Annotated in this window: 25 protein-coding genes and 1 tRNA gene; 13 read left to right on the forward strand and 13 right to left on the reverse strand. The window is 72.2% G+C overall.

The genetic code is table 11. From position 1 onward, the window contains the following. A partial coding sequence (locus ACFF45_RS11120; RefSeq protein WP_381345265.1) for an ATP-binding domain-containing protein occupies positions 1-1,090 on the forward strand: 1,090 nt, incomplete at its 5' end. Positions 1,091-1,150: 60 nt separating this feature from the next. Here ACFF45_RS11120 and ACFF45_RS11125 read toward each other — a convergent pair. Next, positions 1,151-1,888, reverse strand: a complete 738-nt coding sequence (locus tag ACFF45_RS11125; protein ID WP_381345267.1) for a hypothetical protein — start codon at positions 1,886-1,888, stop codon at positions 1,151-1,153. Between the two features lie 47 nt (positions 1,889-1,935). Here ACFF45_RS11125 and ACFF45_RS11130 point away from each other — a divergent pair, with 47 nt between their 5' ends. Continuing rightward, a complete protein-coding gene (locus ACFF45_RS11130) occupies positions 1,936-2,124 on the forward strand; it encodes a DUF5703 family protein (protein WP_381345268.1) in 189 nt (62 codons plus the stop codon). 95 nt (positions 2,125-2,219) lie between these two features. On the opposite strand, the gene ACFF45_RS11135 is transcribed toward ACFF45_RS11130, so the two are convergent. The 3 genes from ACFF45_RS11135 to ACFF45_RS11145 form a co-directional block, all read right to left on the reverse strand. Continuing rightward, positions 2,220-3,056 carry a chaplin gene (locus ACFF45_RS11135; RefSeq protein WP_381345270.1) on the reverse strand — a complete coding sequence of 279 codons (837 nt, stop codon included), beginning with the start codon at positions 3,054-3,056 and terminating at the stop codon, positions 2,220-2,222. A gap of 114 nt (positions 3,057-3,170) precedes the next feature. Next, complete coding sequence (gene chpH / locus ACFF45_RS11140) at positions 3,171-3,404, reverse strand: chaplin ChpH (protein ID WP_381345272.1); 234 nt, start codon at positions 3,402-3,404, stop codon at positions 3,171-3,173. A gap of 157 nt (positions 3,405-3,561) precedes the next feature. Then, positions 3,562-4,887, reverse strand: a complete 1,326-nt coding sequence (locus ACFF45_RS11145; RefSeq protein WP_381345274.1) for a M20/M25/M40 family metallo-hydrolase — start codon at positions 4,885-4,887, stop codon at positions 3,562-3,564. Positions 4,888-5,084: 197 nt separating this feature from the next. On the opposite strand from ACFF45_RS11145, the gene ACFF45_RS11150 reads away from it, so the two are divergent. Further along, positions 5,085-5,172, forward strand: a tRNA-Leu gene (locus tag ACFF45_RS11150). Between the two features lie 88 nt (positions 5,173-5,260). On the opposite strand, the gene ACFF45_RS11155 is transcribed toward ACFF45_RS11150, so the two are convergent. Then, complete coding sequence (locus tag ACFF45_RS11155; protein WP_381345276.1) at positions 5,261-5,806, reverse strand: site-specific integrase; 546 nt, start codon at positions 5,804-5,806, stop codon at positions 5,261-5,263. Positions 5,807-6,084: 278 nt separating this feature from the next. Between ACFF45_RS11155 and ACFF45_RS11160 the strand changes: the two genes are divergently transcribed. Next, positions 6,085-6,213: a helix-turn-helix domain-containing protein gene (locus ACFF45_RS11160; RefSeq protein WP_381345278.1), complete on the forward strand. Its 129-nt coding sequence runs from the start codon at positions 6,085-6,087 to the stop codon at positions 6,211-6,213. Positions 6,214-6,295: 82 nt separating this feature from the next. Here the strand turns inward: ACFF45_RS11160 and ACFF45_RS11165 are convergent, their stop codons facing one another. Genes ACFF45_RS11165 through ACFF45_RS11175 form a run of 3 tightly spaced genes read right to left on the reverse strand, consistent with a single transcriptional unit; the run spans position 6,296 to position 8,288 of the window. Beyond that, complete coding sequence (locus ACFF45_RS11165; RefSeq protein WP_381345279.1) at positions 6,296-6,838, reverse strand: GNAT family N-acetyltransferase; 543 nt, start codon at positions 6,836-6,838, stop codon at positions 6,296-6,298. Next, complete coding sequence (locus ACFF45_RS11170) at positions 6,835-7,527, reverse strand: lasso peptide biosynthesis B2 protein (RefSeq protein ID WP_381345281.1); 693 nt, start codon at positions 7,525-7,527, stop codon at positions 6,835-6,837. The genes ACFF45_RS11165 and ACFF45_RS11170 overlap by 4 nt, the downstream gene beginning before the upstream one ends. After that, the gene (locus ACFF45_RS11175) at positions 7,470-8,288 is read right to left on the reverse strand and encodes an albusnodin/ikarugamycin family macrolactam cyclase (RefSeq protein WP_381345282.1); all 819 of its coding nucleotides are present in this window, start codon (positions 8,286-8,288) and stop codon (positions 7,470-7,472) included. The genes ACFF45_RS11170 and ACFF45_RS11175 overlap by 58 nt, the downstream gene beginning before the upstream one ends. Positions 8,289-9,025: 737 nt before the next feature. Between ACFF45_RS11175 and ACFF45_RS11180 the strand changes: the two genes are divergently transcribed. Further along, the gene (locus ACFF45_RS11180; protein WP_381345284.1) at positions 9,026-9,694 is read left to right on the forward strand and encodes a hypothetical protein; all 669 of its coding nucleotides are present in this window, start codon (positions 9,026-9,028) and stop codon (positions 9,692-9,694) included. 284 nt (positions 9,695-9,978) lie between these two features. Here the strand turns inward: ACFF45_RS11180 and ACFF45_RS11185 are convergent, their stop codons facing one another. Genes ACFF45_RS11185 through ACFF45_RS11195 form a run of 3 tightly spaced genes read right to left on the reverse strand, consistent with a single transcriptional unit; the run spans position 9,979 to position 13,163 of the window. Beyond that, entirely contained in the window at positions 9,979-10,929 is a 951-nt protein-coding gene (locus ACFF45_RS11185) for a PDR/VanB family oxidoreductase (protein WP_381345286.1), read from the reverse strand. Continuing rightward, positions 10,926-12,110, reverse strand: coding sequence for a cytochrome P450 (locus ACFF45_RS11190; RefSeq protein ID WP_381345288.1), 1,185 nt, complete (start codon positions 12,108-12,110; stop codon positions 10,926-10,928). The genes ACFF45_RS11185 and ACFF45_RS11190 overlap by 4 nt, the downstream gene beginning before the upstream one ends. A gap of 57 nt (positions 12,111-12,167) precedes the next feature. Next, entirely contained in the window at positions 12,168-13,163 is a 996-nt protein-coding gene (locus tag ACFF45_RS11195) for an AraC family transcriptional regulator (protein WP_381345290.1), read from the reverse strand. 240 nt (positions 13,164-13,403) lie between these two features. Here ACFF45_RS11195 and ACFF45_RS11200 point away from each other — a divergent pair, with 240 nt between their 5' ends. Next, on the forward strand, positions 13,404-13,862 hold the full coding sequence (locus tag ACFF45_RS11200) for a YchJ family protein (RefSeq protein ID WP_381345292.1): 459 nt from the start codon (positions 13,404-13,406) through the stop codon (positions 13,860-13,862). Between the two features lie 18 nt (positions 13,863-13,880). Here ACFF45_RS11200 and ACFF45_RS11205 read toward each other — a convergent pair whose 3' ends face one another. Further along, positions 13,881-14,582, reverse strand: coding sequence for a FadR/GntR family transcriptional regulator (locus ACFF45_RS11205; RefSeq protein ID WP_381345294.1), 702 nt, complete (start codon positions 14,580-14,582; stop codon positions 13,881-13,883). 141 nt (positions 14,583-14,723) lie between these two features. On the opposite strand from ACFF45_RS11205, the gene ACFF45_RS11210 reads away from it, so the two are divergent. Next, positions 14,724-15,251, forward strand: coding sequence for a gluconokinase (locus tag ACFF45_RS11210; RefSeq protein WP_381345295.1), 528 nt, complete (start codon positions 14,724-14,726; stop codon positions 15,249-15,251). 38 nt (positions 15,252-15,289) lie between these two features. Further along, positions 15,290-16,687 carry a GntP family permease gene (locus ACFF45_RS11215; protein WP_381345297.1) on the forward strand — a complete coding sequence of 466 codons (1,398 nt, stop codon included), beginning with the start codon at positions 15,290-15,292 and terminating at the stop codon, positions 16,685-16,687. A 148-nt stretch (positions 16,688-16,835) separates the two neighbouring features. On the opposite strand, the gene ACFF45_RS11220 is transcribed toward ACFF45_RS11215, so the two are convergent. Next, positions 16,836-17,783 carry a hypothetical protein gene (locus tag ACFF45_RS11220; protein WP_381345299.1) on the reverse strand — a complete coding sequence of 316 codons (948 nt, stop codon included), beginning with the start codon at positions 17,781-17,783 and terminating at the stop codon, positions 16,836-16,838. A gap of 321 nt (positions 17,784-18,104) precedes the next feature. Here ACFF45_RS11220 and ACFF45_RS11225 point away from each other — a divergent pair, with 321 nt between their 5' ends. The 5 genes from ACFF45_RS11225 to ACFF45_RS11245 all read left to right on the forward strand — a co-directional run bounded on the left by ACFF45_RS11225 (position 18,105) and on the right by ACFF45_RS11245 (position 20,877). Next, the gene (locus ACFF45_RS11225; protein ID WP_381345301.1) at positions 18,105-19,055 is read left to right on the forward strand and encodes a DMT family transporter; all 951 of its coding nucleotides are present in this window, start codon (positions 18,105-18,107) and stop codon (positions 19,053-19,055) included. Positions 19,056-19,113: 58 nt separating this feature from the next. Next, complete coding sequence (locus tag ACFF45_RS11230) at positions 19,114-19,623, forward strand: NUDIX hydrolase (protein ID WP_381345302.1); 510 nt, start codon at positions 19,114-19,116, stop codon at positions 19,621-19,623. Between the two features lie 34 nt (positions 19,624-19,657). Next, positions 19,658-20,050, forward strand: a complete 393-nt coding sequence (locus ACFF45_RS11235) for a YidH family protein (protein ID WP_381345304.1) — start codon at positions 19,658-19,660, stop codon at positions 20,048-20,050. Further along, positions 20,038-20,370: a DUF202 domain-containing protein gene (locus ACFF45_RS11240; RefSeq protein ID WP_381345306.1), complete on the forward strand. Its 333-nt coding sequence runs from the start codon at positions 20,038-20,040 to the stop codon at positions 20,368-20,370. Before ACFF45_RS11235 ends, ACFF45_RS11240 begins: the two co-directional genes overlap by 13 nt. A 210-nt stretch (positions 20,371-20,580) precedes the next feature. Continuing rightward, positions 20,581-20,877, forward strand: a complete 297-nt coding sequence (locus ACFF45_RS11245) for a hypothetical protein (RefSeq protein ID WP_381345307.1) — start codon at positions 20,581-20,583, stop codon at positions 20,875-20,877. Positions 20,878-20,889 lie beyond the last annotated feature (12 nt).

Here is a 20,889-nt window from a genome sequence, read left to right on the forward strand (position 1 = left end):
AGGGCGGCCGGAGGCCGGGTCGGTCGCGAGCGGCGGGCCGGACGCCGGGCAGGCCACCGTAGGGCGGCCGGAGGCCGGGTCGGTCGCGAGCGGCGGGCCGGACGCCGGGCAGGCCGCGAGCGGCGGGCCGGAGGCCGGGGTGGTGACGGTGGCCGGGCTGTTGTCCGGCGTGGAGGGGCCGGGGCGGGACGCGGACGGCGCGCTCGACCTCGATCTGCTCGTCGTGCTGGACGCGCCGCAGCTCGACGTCGAGACGGGGGCGCTGCTCGTCGAGTCGCTGTCGGACGGGGCGCGGCTGGTGCTGGCCGGGGATCCGGGGGTGCTGTGGTCCGTGGGCCCGGGACGGGTCTTCGCGGACCTGCTGGCGGTGCGGGCGTGCCCGCACGTCGCCTCCCGGCGGCCCGATCCGGGCCCGCTGGGCGAGCTCGTGTCCGGCGTCGGCGTGGGCGAGTTGCTCCAGGTCGAGGCGCCCGGCAAGGAGGTCGTGATCGTGCCGGTGCGGGACGCGGGCGAGGCGGTGCACCGCACCGTGCAGCTCGTCGCCGACTCGGTGCCGCGGGCCATCGGCGTGCCCCCGGAGCAGACGGTGGTCATCACGCCGGGACACGGCGGCGCCGCCGGGACACGGGTGCTGAACGCCGCGCTGAAGGAGCGGCTCAACCCCGGCCCGGGACGCTTCGGCGGCTTCGACCCCGGGGACCGGGTCGCCTACTCCCCCGCGCCGGGCCGTACGCTCCCGGGCCGCGTGGTCGGGGCGGACGCCGAGGGACTGCACCTGTCGTGCGCCGGGGACGCCCTCGTCGTACCGAAGGAGCGGGTGGAGCAGTCGGTGCGGCACGGCTGGGCGCTGACCGCGCACCAGGCCGCGGGGGCCCACTGGCCCGCGGTGGTCGCGGTCCTGCCCGGCGACGCCGCGCAGGCGCTGAGCCGCCCCTGGGTCTACACGGCGTTCGGCCGCGCGGAGCGCCACCTGTCGGTGGTCCACGGAGTGGAGCAGGCGCTGCCGAGGGCGGTCGCGGAGGTTCCGGCGAAGCCCCGCACGACCCGGCTGCCGCTGCTGCTGGCGGCGCAGGTGCCGGCGGGGGGCTGACCCAGGAGGCGGCGGCCGGGGAGGTCCCCGGGCCGCCGCCTCCCGCTCGCCGCGCGCCCGTCAGTGCCGGTCGGCGTCCAGAGGCTCCAGATCCTCGTCCTCTACGTCCTCGTCCTCGTCCTCATCCAGGTCCAAGTCCTCAAGCTCGTCGGGCTCGTCCTCGTCGTCGTCTTCGTCGTCGTCTTCGTCTTCGGGCTCGTCGTCGAAGACGGCGCTGACGTCGAAGCGGCAGACCACGCTCTGCGGGTCGACAACCTCGAACGGGGCCTCCAGCCACTCACCGGGGTCGGCCGGTTCCTCCGCCGCCGTCACCCACAGCGTGGAGTCGCCCTCCTCCAGGCCGAACTCCTTGTGCCGGGAGGCGATCTCGTCCGGCTCGAACTCACCGAAGAGCAGGCCCAGTGCCCCGTGCACCGTCCTCGCGGCCCCCGCGCCCGCAACGTCCTCGTCCGCCGCCTCGATCCGCTGGGCCTGGGCCAGCAGTCGCTGCGGCTCCGCCACCGCGTAGTCGCGTCGGATCAGCACACTCACGGCGTGCGGTTCCTCGGGCCCCGCGTACGGCGGCAGCGCGTCCTCCGCACCGGGGATCTCGAAGGGCGTGACCTCGTCATAACGGTCGTAGAGCAGCTCGTCGTACGCCTCTGCGGCCGCGGCCAGCTGGTTGAACGCCTCGTAGACGGCCGGGTCGTCCTCCCCCGACCGGCGTTCGACCGCCGCGATATGACGGTCGAGCGCGGTCTTGACCGCCTCGGCGGCGGCGCGTACCTCGGCAGCGGTGGGCTGCGCAGCATCAGACATAGAGCAGACGCTATCCGTACTGGGCCGTTGGCCGCACAATAGATGCGATGCCGGAATACGAATTTGTCGACGTGTACGTACCGCGCGGGGTCTCCCGCAAGGACGCCACACGTCTGCTGACGGACCATGCAGAGTACGGACACTGGGAGTTGCACCGCCTGAGCCTGCTGCGCGACGGCAGCCGCAGGGTGCGGCTGCGCCGGCGGATCATCCGCCAGGCACGGGCCACGTGGTGAGCTGAGGACGGCACAACCGGAACGGAGCGGGCCCCGCCGCGTGGCGGGGCCCGCTCCGTCGCCGGTGGCGGGTCCGGTGGTCTGCGGCGGACGCGCTACGCCGAGGCGCGCGCCCTGCGGTACAGCACGGCGCCCGCCAGCATCGCCCCCACGCCCAGCGACGCGGCCGCGCCCATCGGCAGCTCGCTGCCGGTGTGGGCGAGCTGGGAGCCGTCGCCGAACTGGGTGACGGCCGAGGTGCCGGGGCGGTCGTCGTCCACGGGGCCGGTGCCGTCCCCGGGGCCGGCGCCCGAGCCGCTGCCGTCGCCGGAGCCGGTGCCCGAGCCGCTGTCGTCCCCGGAGCCGGCGCCGTCGTCGCCCGGCGTACCGGGCTGCCCGGTGCCGCCGGGGCTGTCCGGCGTCTTCGGCGGGGTGGTGGAGCCGTCTCCCCCGGGCGGCGTGGCGGTGCCGCCGCCGTTCACGCAGTCGTTGCCCACGGCCGCGTTGCCGAGGCCGACGACGTCGACGGTGTTGCCGCAGACGTTGACCGGCGTGTGCACCGGCACCTGCACGGTGTTGCCCGAGCCGACGCCGGGCGAGCCGCCGGCCTGCCCGTCCGCGTGCGCGCCACCGGAACCGCCGTGGCCGCCGTGCTGACCGGAGCCGCCCTGGCCGTCGTCGCCGTAGCCGCCGGACGGGCCCTCGCCGCCGCCCCGGTCGGCGCAGGAGTTGCCGATGGCCGGGTTGAGCACGCCGACCACGTTGACGGTGTTGCCGCAGACGTTGACCGGCACGTGCACCGGCACCTGCACGGTGTTGCCGGAGAGTACGCCCGGCGAGTTCGCCCCGTAGCCGCTCGCGCCCGAGTCGGCGTGGGCGTGGCCGCTCGCGGCGGCGATCACGCCGGTCGCCGCCGCCACGGTCATCAGTCCCTTGCGGGTGCCCTGTCGCATTGCTGAATTCCTGCCTTCCCCCTGGATGACCTTCGTGAAAAGACCGGTCGGTCCCGGAGCGCATGGCGTGCGCTCCGGGACCGGCCGTGCGGGACGAACCTCAGAAAGGCAGCGTCACTTGTTGATGCAGGTGTTGCCGAAGGCGGGGTTCAGGACACCGATCACCGAGATGGTGTTGCCGCAGACGTTCACGGGGACGTGCACGGGAACCTGGACAACGTTGCCGGACAGGACGCCCGGGGAACCCACGGCAGCGCCCAGGGCACCGGAGTCGGCGACGGCGAGGCCCGCGCCCGCGAGAACCAGACCACCGGTGGCAGCCGCGGCGGCGACGACCTTCTTGATCATTATTCCTCCTTGTTGACAAGGCGATCACAAGCAGCTGATCGCATCACCAGTAACGAGGAGGAACTAATGAGGCTACGACCTGATGAGCGCATTCACTCCTCACGGTCACGCCGGGCACACATGGGCGAATACGGAGGTGTCGTGTCACCGGTCCGGTTCAGGACGCGTCGAGGAACCGGTCGAGCACCCGCACGCCGAACCTCAGCCCGTCCACCGGCACCCGCTCGTCCACGCCGTGGAACATCCCGGCGAAGTCGAGCTCCGGCGGCAGCTTCAGCGGCGCGAAGCCGAAGCAGCGGATGCCGAGGTCGTCGAAGGACTTGGCGTCGGTGCCGCCGGAGAGCATGTACGGCACGGCCCGCGCGATCGGGTCCTCGGCGCTCAGCGCGCTCTGCATCGCGTCGACCAGAGAGCCGTCGAAATCCGTTTCGAGCGCCCTGTCGGCGTGCACGTCCTCGCGGCGTACCCGGGGGCCGAGCAGCCGGTCGACGTCGGCGAGGAACTCCTCCTCGTGGCCGGGCAGGAACCGCCCGTCGATGTGCGCGGTGGCCTGGCCGGGAATGACGTTGACCTTGTAGCCGGCGCCGAGCATGGTGGGCGCGGCCGAGTTGCGCAGGGTCGCGCCGATCATCTTGGCGATGCCGCCGAGCCTGGCGAGGGTCTCGTCCATGTTCTCGGGGTCGAGTTCGACGCCGAGCGCGTCGGAGAGCTCGTCGAGGAAGGACCGCACGGTCTTGGTGACCCGTACCGGCCAGGTGTGCCGGCCGACCCGCCCCACGGCCTCGCACAGCTCGGTGATCGCGTTGTCGTGGTTGGTCATCGAGCCGTGCCCGGCCGTGCCGTCCACGGTGAGGCGCATCCAGTGCATGCCCTTCTGGGCGGTCTCGACCAGGTAGAGCCGCAGCTGCTCGTTGACGGTGAAGGAGAACCCGCCGACCTCGCCGATCCCCTCGGTCACGCCCTCGAACAGCTCGGGGTGCTTGTCGACCAGGTACCGCGCGCCCCAGGTGCCGCCGGCCTCCTCGTCGGCGAGGAAGGCGAGCACGATGTCGCGCGGGGGCTTGCGTCCGCTGCGCAGCCGGTCGCGGACGACCGCGAGGGTCATCGCGTCCATGTCCTTCATGTCGACGGCCCCGCGGCCCCACACGCACCCGTCCGCGATCTCGCCGGAGAAGGGGTGGTGGGTCCAGTCGGCCGCGTTGGCCGGTACGACGTCGAGGTGGCCGTGGATGAGCAGCGCGGGCCGCGACGGGTCCTCGCCCTCGATCCGCGCCACGGTGGAGGCGCGGCCCCGGTGTGACTCGATGATCCTCGGTTCGAGGCCCACCTCGGTGAGCTTGCCGGCGACGTACTCCGCCGCCGCGCGCTCACCCGGCCCCGAGTGGTCGCCGTAGTTGCTGGTGTCGATCCGGATCAGCTCGCGGCAGAGGTCGACGACCTCGTCCTCGCCGGTGACGCCTTCGGCCGTGCCCGTGTCGCTCACGCCGCTTCCTTCCGCAGTCGCCGCTGGTGGTCCCCTTCATCCTCCCCCGAGCCAGGTCCCGCCCCAAGAGCGCTCCCCGCCCGACACACGGCGTTCACGGCCGCCGGGCCTGGCACGGAGGTGTGATCAGCCACCCCCGAAAGCCTGGTAATGTTTACGTCGTCGCCGCGGGGAAAACCCGGCGCGACAGACACCTTGTCCGGGTGGCGGAATGGCAGACGCGCTAGCTTGAGGTGCTAGTGCCCTTTATCGGGCGTGGGGGTTCAAGTCCCCCCTCGGACACCAGCAGAGACCCCAGTTCACCTGGGGTTTTTCTGTCTCTCAAGCTGTGGCGTGACCAACCACGTGACCAACAGCCGAGCGAACTTCCTGGTCAGACCAGGGATGACAGGCCGAGACGGCTGGCGCACGAAGCGGCCAGCTTCTTCGCTCCCTCAGCGCGACGCCTGCCGTACCGCGCCATGGTGTAGCCCGGCGAGTGGTGCCGGGCGTTGGCCGAGACCTCCACCGGGTTCTCGTGGGCGTCCAGATCGTTCGTGATCTTCGATGCCCGCCAGTCGTGCAGCCGGAAGTTCTCCGGCAGGTGCAGACGGTTGCGTGCCGTCCGCCAGCGAGCCGACACCTTCTCGGGGTCCTGGGGTCCGCCCGCCTCGCCCCGGTACAGCTTGAAGCCGTCACGGGCGAACACGAGGTCATGGTCCACCCAGAGATCCCCGAGGCGTTCCCGCTCCGCGTCCTGGCGTTCCTTCTGCCACTTGAGGACGTTCATCAGGGCTTGGTCTACGTAGATGATCGCGTTGTCGTCTCCGTCCTTGGTGAGCTTGCGCAGCCGGTAGGTGTTGCCTTCCTCGACCACGACCCAGGCCAGTTCGATGGCGCACTCGTCCCAGTGGATGAGCGACCACTTCCACCCCAGCACTTCGCTGCGGCGGCACGAGGTGGCCGCGTAGGCGGTCCACAGCGGGGCGTCCCGAAGGCAGTGGTGCGTCAGGCCGTCGTCACAGGCTCGGTTGCCGCACGGCTTCCATATCTCTCTGAGGAAGTGCGCCGTCTCGTGGTCGTTGAGGGTCGGGAACTCCGGCTGTGCCGCCTTGATCTGCCGTTCGGTCGGCGGGTTGGCAGTGTGGGCCGGGTTGACCGTGAGAAGAAGGACTGGAGTCCGCAGCCCGGCAGGGGCGCCACGGTGGGCGCCCGACTGTGGTCGATGACGACAAGCTGGCCATAGCCCGCGCACGGCGCGACAAGGGAGAGAGCGTCACGGCCATCGCCAAGGCGCTGGGAATCCACCGCGCCACCCTGTACCGCCACCTTGCCGACAGCGCCTGAGACAGGCGCACAGGGGCGCGGAAGCCGGACGCCAGACCCCGGCAGAGGGAAGCCCGCCGGGGCTCCGGGATCAGTTCGTCAGTCAGGGGGCAGCAGGGAATTCTTCGGCTACCGCGTCCATCAGGAGTTCATCGCAGGGCCGACCGCGCCAGTAGCCGGACTGACGCAGGCGCCCGGCGGGTTTGAACCCGGCCTTCTCATAGGCGGTGAGCCCTGCTGCGTTGGGCTCCAGCACCGTCAGCCAGACCATCCGCAGCGCGGCGTACTCGAATGCCCACCGCAGCGTCAGGGCCGTCGCCTCGGTGGCCAGCCCTTTGCCCCGCGCTTCCGGCGCGAGCAGGATGACGTACTCGGCGGTCCGTACGGCTGAGTCGATCTGGAGCGTTGTGATACCGACCGGAGTGCGCTCCTCGGTCGTGATCACCTCGAACTGGGGGAAGTCCCGGTTCCGTCCAGCCGCTTCCCATCCGCCGGCACGGACCTCCCAGGACTGGGGGACCTGCGTCCCGAAGCCCAGGATCGTGCCGGGGTCGTTCTCCCAGCGGTGGTAGTCGGGCAGGTGGTCGCGGTCCGGCATAGCCAGGCTGACGCGCTTGCCGGGGAGCAGGATGTACGGGTCGGTCATCGGTACCTCTTCGACGTTGGCTCTGGCCCGTTGATGGGCGAGTAGTCCCCAGTCTGAGCCGGTTCCTCGACAGGCTGGCCGTGAACGTCACAGATCCACGCGTGCATACGAATCGGATCGGTGGCGACCCCGTGCCGCCAAGCTCCTCCACGACCGCCAGCCGCAAGCAGGAGCGCGGCTGTCGTGGACTCCTCCAGGCATGCGACACGGGCGGGGAACAGGCGCGCGGCCCAGCGGACCGACTGGACTGCCAGGCTGGCGTGCGCCCGGGTCGGGCGAGGGAGGTTGCGGCCCGCTTCTGCCAGCCGTACCAGGCGACCGAAGCGCGTGCGCCCTCGTCCCAGATGGCGCGTTGCGAGGGTACCTGCGAGAAGCACGCTCGCCGCGATGCGCCACGACCACGGGGGCGGTGCCGAAGCGTCCAGCCGAGCGGATGACTCACTCGTCCCCCATGAGGTTTCCGAGGGACGGACCGTGACGAGGGCGGGTGCTTCGCTGTGTTCCAGGCAGTCGAGCCAGCGCGAGAGGGAATCGCCGGTAAGGACCACGGTTGTTCCGGTCTGGTAGTTGACGACTACGCCCGCCGCTCCGGTCAGTGCGGTACGGGTGTGACGGCTCGGAGCGGGAACGTTCACGGCCTGTCCTCCCATCGGACTCGTTCGGTCGCGGTGTCGCTGACACGTAGCCATAGCTCGGTGCCGAGCAGCGGTTCGAGTAGTCCCCAGGGAACGTCCACTCCGAGCACGGCGCGCCGGAGAAGCGAGCGGAGGACTGCCGGGCGTACAAGTCCGAGGTCAGCCAAGTGCCCGTCAGCCAGCTCCAGGACGTTCGCCTGGTTGACTCGTAGTCCGTGGTGGTGGTCTACCGCGAACAGCCCTTTAGAGCCTCGCTGCACGACCTCACGGGGCAGCAGGCCCACGACCGCATCAGTAAGCAACGGCTTGTACCGGCGGGCCGACCATCGGTCCGGGGCAGGGACCGACATCACCGCTTCCAGAACCCGGGCGTCCGTGTACGGGTTGTGCATCTCGATGTCGTACACGGCGGCAAGCTGGTTCTCCGTCGCGGCGGTACGGCCTACGTACCGTGCTTCGGCGAGAAGGTGGCGGTCGGCGTAGCCCAAGCCGTCAGCGCCCGTCTCCGGCAAGATGACCGACTCGGCCAGGGCGGTCGCTTGGCGGGTGAGCCAGGGCTTCGGGAGCGCCATGCCTGCCAGCCGATCGGGCGCGCTCCAGGCCGCCGCCACGGCGGGCCAGGGGCTCGAACGGTAGAGGCGGCCCCAAGCCTGAGCATCACGCGCCAGGCGGACAAGGCGGCCGGAGCGGGCAAGGTCTGCCAGGTGGACCGGAGGCGGCATGAACAGGGTGTCACCGCCATCCCCGGTCAGGTGCACGGAGGCGCCCTCCTCCGCCAGTAGGGCGAACTCGTGGCAGAGCTGCGCGACGGTCACGGCGGACGGTGCCGGCTCTGTCGACGGGCGTTTTCCCAGGTCAGAGAGGTTGTGGGCTGCTGCCCGAGAGGAGAGTTCAAGTCCCCCCTCGGACACCAGCAGAGACCCCAGTTGAGCTGGGGTTTTTCTGTTTCTCCGGCTGTGGCGCGACCACCCACGCGGCCGGGACACCGAGGAACTGGGGGAAGGCGCGTTCGCTCCACCCGTCCCGTGCGGTCGTCTTCCCGCCTTCCGCCTCAGCGAGCAGGGCAAGGGCCTGGCGAAGGGCCGCCCACCACTCGTCGGGCGAGCCGGGGCCGTGGTCGAGGTCGGCTCGGTCCGGGGACACCACGGGCTGCGCGAGGTAGTCCAGAACGTCCGCCTCGTAGGCCCGTGAGGCCCAGAACCCGCATCACCCGGGCCATCCGGCCCGTGCTCATCCTGCCGCTCGCACACCGGGAACAGGCCGAACCGCCGGCGTGGACGGAGGGAACGGTCGCGCCCCAGAGGGGGACGTCACCGAGAGGGCACTCGGCGAACTCGGCGCCCTCCCGGACCCCGGTCAGCGCCTCCAGCGGCCCCGGGGCGGATCCGGTCACGGAGTGGCGTGGACACACGCGCTCCCGATGTGCCGGTGTCACGGGCCCGCAACGATCTGGAGGCGGACCCGGAATGGGCAACCGACGCTGGCCGAATATCGTCCCTCGGGGCATCACCTTCGCGCCTCATCCAGGACAACCGACAGCAGGGGGATCATCATGACCGGCATCGAACCGGCGGGCAGACGCGGCCGCGCGGCGTTCCGTACCGTCATCACGGCCCTGGGAATCGTGGGAGGGCTGACGCTGGTGCTCACGGCGTGCGGCGGTGACGACGGCCCCACCGCGGCGCCTTCCTCCTCGCGTGCGGCCGCCGCACGACCGAGTGACGGCAACGGCGCTAAGGCCGTCGCCACGCCGCCGAGCGAGGCGACGGCGGTGGGGGACGTCGCGACGCCCCCCCCCCCCGCCCCGGCGGCCGTCGCGTCCCCGTCGCCCAGCGGGCCGGACGCCGAGGACACCACCGGCGTCGGCACCGACTGCGATCACAAGATGCCCATCTCCCCGGACGAGATCGCCGTTTTGCGCTACACCCCGGAAGGGGGCTCCCTGAGCCTCATCTTCCAGCACGGCAACTGGGACTGCCCGACGCCCGACTCCGACGGGCCGCCCTTCGTCACCGTGGGCAAGGAGACCTTCCTGCCCCTGAACCAGGCCGCGTACATCACCGTCACCGATCCGATCGTGGCGAGCACCGAGAATCAGCCGATCGGCGTGCAGGAGTTCCTCGACTGGCTGGAGGCACACCCGAACAGCGGTCTGGTGTTCACGTACCAGGTCGGCGCCGACGGCGCCATCGACTCCCTCGAACAGGTCTTCACGCCCTGACGCCCCCGGCGCGCCCTCGGATGCGGCTTTGATGGGGCAAGCCGTGTGGACTCGGGGTCTCGTCATCCGGGCAGGCCCTGCCGCGGTCCCTGCACCGGGCCTGGCCCCTGCGCCGGGTCCGGTCCCTGCGCCGGGTCCGTCGTCGTGTGCATGGCGGGAACAGGTGCGGACGACGGCTGGAAGGCCGGGCGCGAATGTCGCCGAGGGTGCCGAGGGTGCCGAGGGGCATCACAGGACGGCTACCGGTGATGCCCCAGGCACTCGTCGACCGGGCGCAGCTCGGGTCAGAGGTCGAAGACGAGGCGAGGCGTGTGGGAGCGGGATACGCAGATGATCATTCGATCGCCGGCCTGCTGCTCCTCGGCCGACAGAACGGAATCGCGGTGGTCGGGCCGCCCCTTGAGGACGACTGTCTCGCACGTTCCACAGGTGCCTTCCTCGCACGAGGTGAGGACGTCGATGCCGGCCTCGGCAAGGACATCGACGATCGTCCGGTCGGCGGGCACCGTCAGCTCGGCTCCCGTCGAAGCGATCCGCACCGTGAACGCCCTGTCCACCGTTGAGGATGCGGCCTGTCCGGGGGAGAAGCGTTCTGTCCGCAGGCGAAGTCCGCGGCTGGAGCAGACCGACTCAGCGGCTGCGAGGAGGGGTTCCGGGCCGCAGCAGTAGACCAGCGAGTCGGGGGGCGCCGCCGCAACCGCTGCCTCGAGGTCGATCAGGCCGAGCTCGTCGAACGGGACCAGATGCACGTGTGCGGGAGCTGACGCTTGGAGATCGTCGGCGTAGGCCATCGAAGTGCGGGATCTTCCGCCGTAATGCAGGGCCCACGGTACCGCCCGAGCGGCGGCTTGCCGGATCATGGGCAGAAGCGGGGTCACTCCGATCCCGCCGGCAAGGAATACGTAGCCCGAGGCATCTTCCAAGGGGAAGTGGTTGCGGGGCCCGCGGATGGTGAGCCGGTCCCCCGCGCGAAGTTCGTTGTGCAGCCATGCAGAGCCGCCCCGCCCCTGAGGCTGATGCAGGACGGCGACGCGGTACGCCCTCAGGTCTTCCGGATCACCGCACAGCGAGTACTGGCGGACCAGTCCGTCTCCGGTCACCACGTCGATGTGGGCGCCCGCCTGCCACTCGGGCAGTGCGGTTCCCTCGCCCGGGTGGAGTTCGATCTCCAGTACGTCGTCGGCGACCGTCACGCGCCTGGCGACGACCACCTCGATGCCGGCGTCCTCACTCATCGGGTTGCTTCCGGGGTGAACGACACGGGCAGCGCGACATGGGTCATCAGGGAGCCGCCGACGAGGCCGCTCTCGGTCGGGTCACCGTCGAGCCGCAGGTCTGGCAGGCGATCGAGGAGCCGGGTGAGCGCGATCCGGAGCTCGGCGCGGGCCAGGTGCTGTCCCTGGCAGACGTGCGATCCGGCGCCGAAGGTGACGTGGCGGTTGCGGCTGCGGTGAGCGTCGAACTCCTCGGGATCGGCGAACTCGCGTGGGTCGCGGTTGGCGGACGCAAGGTTGAGCATCACTCGGCGCCCTTCGGGCAGTTGGTGCTCGCCGATCCGGACCGGAAATCGCAGTGTGCGGGCGAACATCTGCAGGGGGGTGGTCAACCGCAGGCTCTCTTCGATCACACGGGGGAGGCCGCGCCGCTCCGCGAGCAGCTCGTCCCGGAGGCCGGGGACGGTGAGAACGTGTCGGACCAGGCCGGCCAGGGCTGAGCCCGTCGAGTGGTGGCCGCCCACGAAGTAGGCGAGCATCAGTCCCGCCGCTCCGGCGTCGTCTATCGCCATTCCCTGGACGACGCCTTGTGAGATCTCGGTGAGCAGGTCGTCCCGCGGGTTCTCGCGACGATCGGCGAGCCAGCGCTGTGTCTGGGCGGTGAAGGCGGCTGCCTTGTCGGGGAAGGAATCCGTGCCGAGGCTGGCGTAAAGTGCGGCGGCCGTGTCGCGAGCGCGCACAGCGTTCTCCTGGTCCAGGCCGACCATCCGGCCGATCACGATGGCGGGCAGGGGTTCCGTCAGCCCGTTCACCAGGTCGGCAGTGCCCGCGGTGGCGAACTCGTCGATCAGCAGGTCGACGACCTCGGTGATGACCGGTTCGAACTGCCGGACGGCGCGCGGCGTGAGGGGGCCGTCGAGGACCTTGCGCCACGCGGAGTGCTCCGGCTCGTCGAACTCCAGGGCCGGGACCGGCGGCAGGCCGGTGGACGGGATGTGGACCCCGTCAGCCGAGGAGTACGAGGTCGCGTCGCTCAACGCGGAGCGCACCGTTTCGTATCGGGTCAGAAAGTCGAAGCCGCCGTGCAGGTCACTGTGCACGACCGGGCACGCTTCGCGCATGTCCGTGTAGGCGCGGCGCACCTCGGCCCGGGTCAGGGATCCGTCGAGGTGGTCGAAGGGCGGCTGGGCTGCGCTGGTCATCGTGACTCCCTTGTCTTCGTGACGGCGGTCACGGTGCCAAGGCCCGGCCCGGCTCGTCTATCCGAATCGCGCGGCGTTGTCCGCGTCGCGCGGGCTGTGCAGTGTCGCCGACGGCGTGACGCCCTGGCGCAGCCGGTACTCGCGGGCGAACCGTCCCAGGTGGAGGAAACCGCAGGCGATGGCGATCTCGGCAACGGTGACGCCGCCGGCGTCCGCCTCGCTCAACAGCCGGTGGGCGTGGTCGAGCCGAAGATTGCGGTGGTAGGTCGTCAGCGGCTCGCCGTACCGGCTTCTGAAGCCGTCCTGCAGGGTCCGCAGGCTCACGCCGGCTGTCCGCGCGAGGTCGGCGACATCCAGCGGTGCCATGAGGTTGGCCTCGATGGCGGCGGCGGCAAGCCCCGCGGCCCGGTACCCGCGTGTTCCGCCGCCCCGCAGCATGTGCCGGGTTCCGCTGTGCGGCTGGGAGAGCAGCAGCGTTGTCACGACCATCCGTTCGAGTTCGCCGGTGACGCCCGGGGGCAGGACTCCGGACTCGCACCGGTCCACCGTGTCCACGGCCAGCTGGAGTACGTGCGGGCAGGGGGAGTCATGCGGTGCGGACACGTCGAAGACCAGCCGGGGCCCCGGCTCCGCGCTGATACGCGCGTAAGCCCGCTCCACGACCTCGCGAGGCAGTTTGGCCGCGATCTGGACGGTGCCCGGCGCGAAGCGCAGCCGCAGCAGGTCACCGGGCGAAACCACTCCGGCTCGTCCCGCATCGATCCGGGCTTCACCCGCCTCGGTGAGGACGTGCATGCTGCCCCGCAGGATGAGCAGGATCGTGAAGTAGTCCATCGGCGCGACCGCGGTCAGGTCGACATCGGTGTCGTAGACCACGTACGCGAGCTTCGAGCAGCCGATGTCCACGGCATGACCGCGTGCGCCGAACTCTCGCGGCCGCGCCACCCGCAGCCGATGCGGTGACATGACGAGCGCGGCTGCGGCCTCGGCATGGCCGACATCGGTCGTCCGGAAACGGGTATGCCGTCCCAGCGGCATCGATGTGGGATTCATCGGCCTTCTCGTGTGGCTGCGGATGGATCGGCAGGCCGTAGACCTGTTCTTGCCAATGTAGACACGGCGGCGGAGGGTTCGTCCATGCCTGCGGCCGACGTCGTTCAGGAGAGCGAAGGCGGTGATCAGACCGGGGGCGCTCCCGGACGGATCAGCCATCTCGCGTCGGCTCTCTGCGCGGCGCACCTCTCTTGACCGGCCAAGAGCCCGGTGTGCCGGTGGTGCAGCAGAATGGACCCCATGTCCCGACGCCCAGGCAGGTCCCGCCGCCCGCACCCGTCCGCTCCGGCGCAGCAGGCGGAATGCCCGTGCGGTCCCGGACGGAGGTACGCGACGTGCTGTGGCCGGTTCGTCGCGCAGTCCGCAACGGGCGCGGCCGGGCCGGCGCCCTCGGGTGCGGCCGCCGCGCCGACCGCCGAGGCGCTGATGCGTTCGCGCTACAGCGCCTTCGTCCGGCACGAGACGGGGTACCTGTTGCGGACCTGGCATCCGCGCACGCGCCCGGAGCGGCTCGACCTTGATCCGGGGATGCGGTGGACCGGGCTGGAGATCCTCGGCACCACGCAGGGCACGGCCTTCCACGACACGGGGACGGTGACGTTCCGGGCGTCGTTCCGGGGCGGCGCGCTGCACGAGCGCAGCCGGTTCGAGCGGGTCGACGGCGCCTGGGTGTACGTGGACGGCGACTTCCTCGACTGAGGAGCCGCCGCGCCGCCCCTACGGCGCGAGGACGTCCAGCTCCTGGAGCGCGCCGACGGTGATCTGCCGGGTCAGCTCCTCGGCCCGGGCCGCGTCACGCTCCCGCACCGCCTCCGCGACCTGGACGTGCAGGGTGACGGCGGCCGGGTCGGGGTCCTCGAACATGACGTCGTGCTGGGTGCGGCCGGTCAGCACCTCGGCGACGACGTCGCCGAGCCGGGCGAACATCTCGTTGCCGGAGGCGTTGAGGATCACCCGGTGGAAGGCCACGTCGTGGAAGAGGTAGCCCTCCAGCTGGTGTCCCCGTGAGTGGGCGACCATGCCGAGGGCGCACGCGGTGAGCTCGGCGCACTGCTCGGCGGTGGCGTGGCGGGCGGCCAGTCCGGCGGCGACGGGTTCGACCGCCGAGCGCAGCACGGTGAGGGACCGCAGCTGGTGGGGCCGGTCGGCGCCGGCCAGCCGCCAGCGGATGACCTGCGGGTCGTAGACGTTCCACTCGGACCGGGCGCGGACCGTGACACCCACCCGGCGGCGGGACTCGACCAGGTGCATCGACTCCAGCACCCGGACCGCCTCGCGCATCACCGACCGTGACACGTCGAAGCGCTGCGCCAGCTCGTCCGTGCGCAACACGCTGCCCGGGGGGTACCCGCCCGCCGTGATCTCGGGGCCGAGCGTGTCCAGTACCCGGCCGTGCAGCCCCCGGCCCATCGTGCTCATGCACACAGCGTACGGGCCGGATCACGCGGCCAAAAAGTCAGACTTATTTGTCACAGACTCTTGAATTCGTCGTATCTTATGGGTTTCATGTGGCCGACGTCCTAGGCGGCGTCGTCGGTCGAGGAAGACAGCGAGGCAGTCATGCGTACCCCTCACGTCGTCGTGGTGATGGGCGTCGCCGGAACGGGCAAGACCACCATCGGTCCGCTGCTCGCCGCCCGGCTGGGCGTCCCCTATGCCGAGGGCGACGACTTCCACCCGCCGGCCAACATCGTCAAGATGTCGGCCGGCACCCCGCTCGACGACGCGGACCGGTGGCCGTGGCTGGACGCCATCGGCGCCTGGGCGCACGGGCGGACCGGGCTGGGCGGGGTGGTCAGCAGTTCGGCGCTGAAGCGGTCCTACCGCGACCGGCTCAGGGCCGCCGCGCCCGGGATCGTGTTCGTGCACCTCACCGGCGACCGGGAGCTCATCGAGGAGCGGATGGCGCGGCGGCAGGGCCACTTCATGCCGACCGCGCTGCTGGACTCGCAGTTCGCCACGCTCCAGCCGCTCCAGGCGGACGAAGCCGGAGTCGCGGTCGACGTCTGCGGCACCCCCGAGGAGATCACCGCGCGCGCCGTCGCCGCGCTGGACTCCCCCGGCTCCACGTCGCCCTCGGCGCCGTAACCCCTCCCTATCCCCCGTACCACTGCAAGGGACACCCCGTGACCAGACTCAGCGTCGAGACGCTGGCGGCGGAACCCGTCGAGCCGATCACCTCGGCGGGACACGCGCAACTGGGCATCGCCGTACTGGCGGGCATCGCCGTCATCGTGCTGCTCATCACCAGGTTCAAGCTGCACGCCTTCCTGGCGCTGACCATCGGGTCGCTGGCGCTGGGGGCCTTCGCCGGGGCGCCCCTCGACGAGGTCCTCACCAGCTTCACCACCGGGCTGGGCACCACGGTCGCCGGCGTGGGCGTGCTGATCGCGCTGGGCGCGATCCTCGGCAAGATGCTCGCCGACTCCGGCGGCGCCGACGAGATCGTCGACACGATGCTCGCCAGGGCGGGCGGCCGTTCCATGCCGTGGGCGATGGTGCTCATCGCCTCGGTGATCGGCCTGCCGCTGTTCTTCGAGGTCGGCGTCGTGCTGCTGATCCCGGTCGTGCTGATGGTCGCCCAGCGCGGCAACCACTCCCTGATGCGGATCGGCATCCCGGCGCTGGCGGGCCTGTCCGTGATGCACGGCCTGGTTCCGCCGCACCCCGGCCCGCTGGTCGCGATCGACGCGGTCGAGGCCGACCTCGGCGTGACGCTGGCGCTCGGCGTGCTGGTCGCCGTCCCGACCGTGATCGTCGCCGGCCCGCTGTTCTCCCGGTACGCGGCCCGCTGGGTGGACGTCCCGGCCCCGGAGCGCATGATCCCGCAGCGGGCCTCCGAAGAGCTGGCGAGGCGTCCCGGGTTCGGCGCCACGCTGATCACCATCCTGCTGCCGGTCATCCTGATGCTGTCCAAGGCGCTGGTCGACATCGTCGTCGACGACCCGGAGAACACCACGCAGCGGGTCTTCGACGTCGTCGGCTCTCCGCTGATCGCCCTGCTCGCCGCCGTGCTGCTCGGCATCTTCACCCTGCTGCGCCCCGCCGGATTCGGCAAGGAGCGCGTCTCCGGGCTGGTGGAGAAGGGCCTCGCGCCCATCGCGGGCATCCTGCTGATCGTCGGCGCGGGCGGCGGCTTCAAGCAGACGCTGATCGACACCGGCGTCGGCCAGATGATCCTGGACATCTCCGAGGACTGGTCGGTCCCGGCGCTGCTGCTGGCCTGGCTGATCGCGGTGGCGATCCGGCTGGCGACCGGTTCGGCGACCGTGGCGACCGTCTCGGCGGCCGGCCTGGTCGCGCCGCTGGCGGCCGGCATGTCCACCGGCGAGACCGCCCTGCTGGTGCTCGCCATCGGCGCCGGTTCGCTCTTCTTCAGCCATGTCAACGACGCCGGTTTCTGGCTGGTGAAGGAGTACTTCGGACTGAGCGTCGGCCAGACGGTCAAGACCTGGTCCGTGATGGAGACGGTCATCTCGGTGGTCGCGGGCGCCTTCGTCCTCCTGTTGTCCCTCGTCATATAGCGGGTTCGCACGACGACGGCGGCGGTCGCCCAGCGGCTCACCGGCGGGTACGGCGACGACGGCCCGCCCCCGCTCCGCCCCGGCGGCCGGGGCGGAGCGGGGGCGGGCCGTCCGGCGTCCGGGGCGCGGGTTCCGGGCGTGCCGGGCCCTACCGGCCGAGCGTGCGGTCGCAGGCCTCCTGGAACGCCGTGCGCGGGTCCCGGTCCGGGTACGCCCACGGCTCCGGCGTCACCTGCTCGCCGATCCGGCGCAGCAGCGCGGCGGCCTCCGCGCCGCGCCCCTCGCAGTACGTGGCGTGCGCCAGGTAGTTCAGGTCGACCAGGCGGCGCGGGTGGCCGTCCTGCTCCCATTCCAGCCACCAGTCGAAGGCCGCCCCCAGCGCCTGCCGGGCCGGCCGGCCCCGCCAGTGCGCCGATCCGGCCGGGTCGGCGGGGGCGAACCCGGCGGTGGCCAGCACGCGGTACCGCTCGGCGTGCGCGACGACCGGCAGGACGGCGAGCGGCGAGTCGGCCGGCGCCCGCTCGGCCGCCCAGTGGGCGAAGTCGTACACCTCGTGCAGCGGGTCCGGGCCGGCGGTGGCGCGGCGCTCGGCCAGCCGGGCGACCATCAGGTGGTGGGCGTGGTGGTGGTCGGCGTGGCGCGCCCGGACCTCCTCGAAGGCCCGCACCACTTCCCGCCGGCCCCCCAGCGCCCGCTCCAGCATGAGCAGGCCGAGCCAGGGCGTCGGGTCGGCGGGCGCGAGGGCCGCGGCGCGCCCGCAGGCCGCGCGGGCGCGGGCCGGCCGGTCCTTGCCGCGCAGGACGCGCCGCACCTCGGCCAGGGCGACCAGTGCGGCGGCGTCGGCCGAGCCCGGCTCGGCGCCCAGCCACTCGCCGGCCCAGGCGGCGCTGTACGGGTCGAGCGCCAGGACGGTGATCCGGTGCCCGCGCCGGTCCCAGTCGTCGCCGGTACGGGCGAGCAGCGAACGGGCGGGCTGCCGGCGCCCCTGGGCCAGGGCGGCGCGCGCGACCCGGAGCTCGCTGTCGTCGAGGGCCGCGTCGCAGGGCACGTCCGCGGTCCTGCGGGCACGGCCGGGGGGCGGCGGAGGTAAGGACAACGCGGACATTTCCTCGGGCGACGGAGCTGGTCGTCAGCTGAACCCGGACAGCAAACCCACAGCCGACGCCTTCCGTCAAGCCGTACGGCACCGTGACGCGCGTCAACGCCCCGTTCCAGCGCGGCAGTTGGCGCGAACCGGACGGATCGGTACCGGTCGGCGACGAGAGTCGTGTGACGTACGTCATAGCGCCATGGCGGCGGGGCCCTGACCATGGCGGGAACGTCACGCCACCGCCCGGCCCCGCGCCGCGCCGGCCGCCGTGACGCGAGGCAGCCGTCTGACGCGGCCCCCCGCACCGCCCCGACGCGGTCCCCCCCCATGACGATCAGCGAGGTAGGCAGTTTGTCGGTCCTGGTCCTGGTTCTCGCCGTGTGCGCCGCCTGCTGCCTGGGTTTCGGCTTCGTCCTCCAGCAGAACGCGGCCCAGCACGCGCCCCGCGGTGACTTCCTCTCCCCCCGGCTGCTGCTGGACCTGGTGAAGGTGCCGCGCTGGCTCGGCGGCATCGCGCTGATGGTGGCCGGCATGGGGCTGGGCGCGGCCGCGCTCGGCCAGGGGCAGCTGTCCCTGGTGGAGCCCCTGCTGGCCACCAACCTGCTCTTCGCGCTCGCGCTGTCCCGCCGCCAGACCCGGCAGTCGCTGGGCCGCCAGGGCTGGGCGGGCCTGCTGCTGCTCGCCGGCGGCGTGACCGCGTTCCTCGTGGCCGGCCGGCCCCGCAGCGGCGCGGCGGCCCCGGATCCGCTGCGGCTGTGGCTGATCGTCGGCGCGATGCTGGGCCTGGCGCTGGTGCTGACGCTGCGCGCCAGGCGCTCCCGGCTGGGCTCGGGCCCCGTGCTGCTGGCCCTGGCGGCCGGCCTGCTGTACGGCGTGCAGGACGCGCTGACCCGGCTCAGCGGCGACCGTTTCGCCGCGGGCGGCATGGGCGGACTGCTCACCTCCTGGCAGCCGTACGCCGTGCTGCTGATCGGCGTCACCGGGCTGGTGCTGGTGCAGAGCGCGTTCGAGACCGCGCCGCTGCGCAAGTCCCTGCCCGCCCTCACCGCCGCCCAGCCGCTGGCCGGGATCGTCTGCGGGGTCGGCTTCCTCGGCGACCGGCTGGACACCGGCACCGGCGCGCTGGTCTGGCAGGCCGCGGGGCTGACGGCCGTCGTGACCGGCATCGTGCTGCTCGGCATGCACCCCGCGATGCCGCGCGGCGTGCCGATCCCGGCCGGCGTGCCGATCCCGGCCGGCGTGCCCGTCCCCGCCCTGCGGGGCGCCGTGTCCCGCTGACCCACGGGGCGGACGGGGCGGACGGGGCGGACGCCGTGCGGGCTGCTTGGATGGGCCCATGAGCGCTGCTGACGAGATCCTCGACGTCGTCGACGAGCACGACCGCGTGATCGGCCGGGCCCCGCGCGGCGAGGTGTACGCGCGCGGCCTGCGCCACCGGTGCGTGTTCGTCCGGGCCCGCGACGCCGAGGGCCGGATCTTCGTCCACCGCCGCACGCCGGCCAAGCTGGTCTTCCCGTCCCTCTACGACATGTTCGTCGGCGGCGTGGTGGGCGCGGGCGAGTCCTACGACGACGCGGCCCTGCGCGAGGCCGAGGAGGAACTCGGCGTCACCGGTTTGCCCCGCCCCGCGCACCGGTTCACGTTCCTGTACGACGACGGCGCCGGCCGCAGCTGGTGGTCCGCGGTCTACGAGGTCCGCTGCGACGCGCCGGTCAGCCCGCAGGCCGAGGAGGTCGCCTGGCACGGCTTCCTGCCGGAGGAGGAGGTACGGCGGCGGCTGAGCGAGTGGGAGTGGGTGCCGGACGGCCTGGCCGCGTACCACCGGCTGGAGGCGTTCCGCCGCTGACCGCGCCCCGCGCGGGTCCCGTAGGGTCGGGCAGGTGAGCGAACTTGTGCGAAACGTCCGGCTGTGGTTCGCCCCCCAACGGATCCGGGAGGAGGGCGACACGCCGGACTACCGGTTCTCGCTGGCGAACGAGCGCACGTTCCTGGCCTGGCTGCGCACCGCTCTGGCACTGATCGGCGGCGGGTTCGCGGTGGACCAGTTCCTGCCGGACCTCCGGTGGGGCTGGCGGGTCGGGCTGGCCCTCGCGCTGCTCGGGGCGGGCGTGCTGTGCTCCCTGCGGGCGGTCAACCACTGGACGCGCTGCGAGCGCGCCATGCGCCGGGGCGAGGACCTGCCGGTGTCGCGGTTTCCGGCGCTGCTGAGCCTGGTCGTCGCGGTGGTGGCCGTGGCGATGGTGGTCGTGGTGCTGGTGGGATGGGAGGGGTGAGTGCGACCGGCGCCGCGGAGCGGGATCCCGGGCTGCAACCGGAGCGGACCCGGCTCGCCTGGCGGCGTACGACCCTCTCCGGCACCGTCGTCGCGGTGCTCGCGGCCCGCACCGCCCTGCACGGCGGCCCGTCGGCGCCCCGGATCGTCGTCTGCGCCCTGTGCTGCGTCCTGTGGCTGGGCTTCCTGCTGGTCGCCCACCGCCGCATCCGCACCCTGGCGGCCTCCGGCCGCCCCGTCCCCCTGACCCCCCGGTACGCCGCGGCGGCGGCCCTGTGCACGGTGGCCCTGGCGGCGTGCGGCTCGGCGTTGCTCTTCTAGGCCCCTTCTAGGCCCCTTCTAGTCAACTTCTAGTCACCTTCTGGTCAACTTCCAGTCCCCGACGGCATCGGTATCCCCCGGCGCCCCCGATCACACACCGCCCCCGCGGGGAACTCGGGCGGCACGACGCACCGGACGTCAAGCTGTGCCCGGTTCCCGTGCCGGCCGGCCTGCCGGGCGCCCGCCCCCCCGTACCCGAAGGTGAGCCCCATGACCTCCGCGCACCAGGAGCACCTGCCCCACCCGCACACCCACGGCCCGGCCTGCGGGCATGCCGAGGTGCCGCACGGCGATCACATCGACTACGCGCACGACGGCCACCTGCACCGGGCACACGGCGACCACTGGGACGAGTGCGCCCCCTCCGGGCACGCCGCCCACGAGGGGCACGACCACCGGCACGACGAGGACTGCGGGCACCTGCGGGTGCAGCACGGCGACCACGTGGACTACCTCCACGACGGCCACCGGCACGCCGAGCACGACGGCCACTGGGACGACCACTGACACCGGGCCGCC

Source organism: Streptomyces cinereospinus (genome assembly GCF_042430725.1).
Taxonomy (GTDB): domain Bacteria; phylum Actinomycetota; class Actinomycetes; order Streptomycetales; family Streptomycetaceae; genus Streptomyces; species Streptomyces cinereospinus.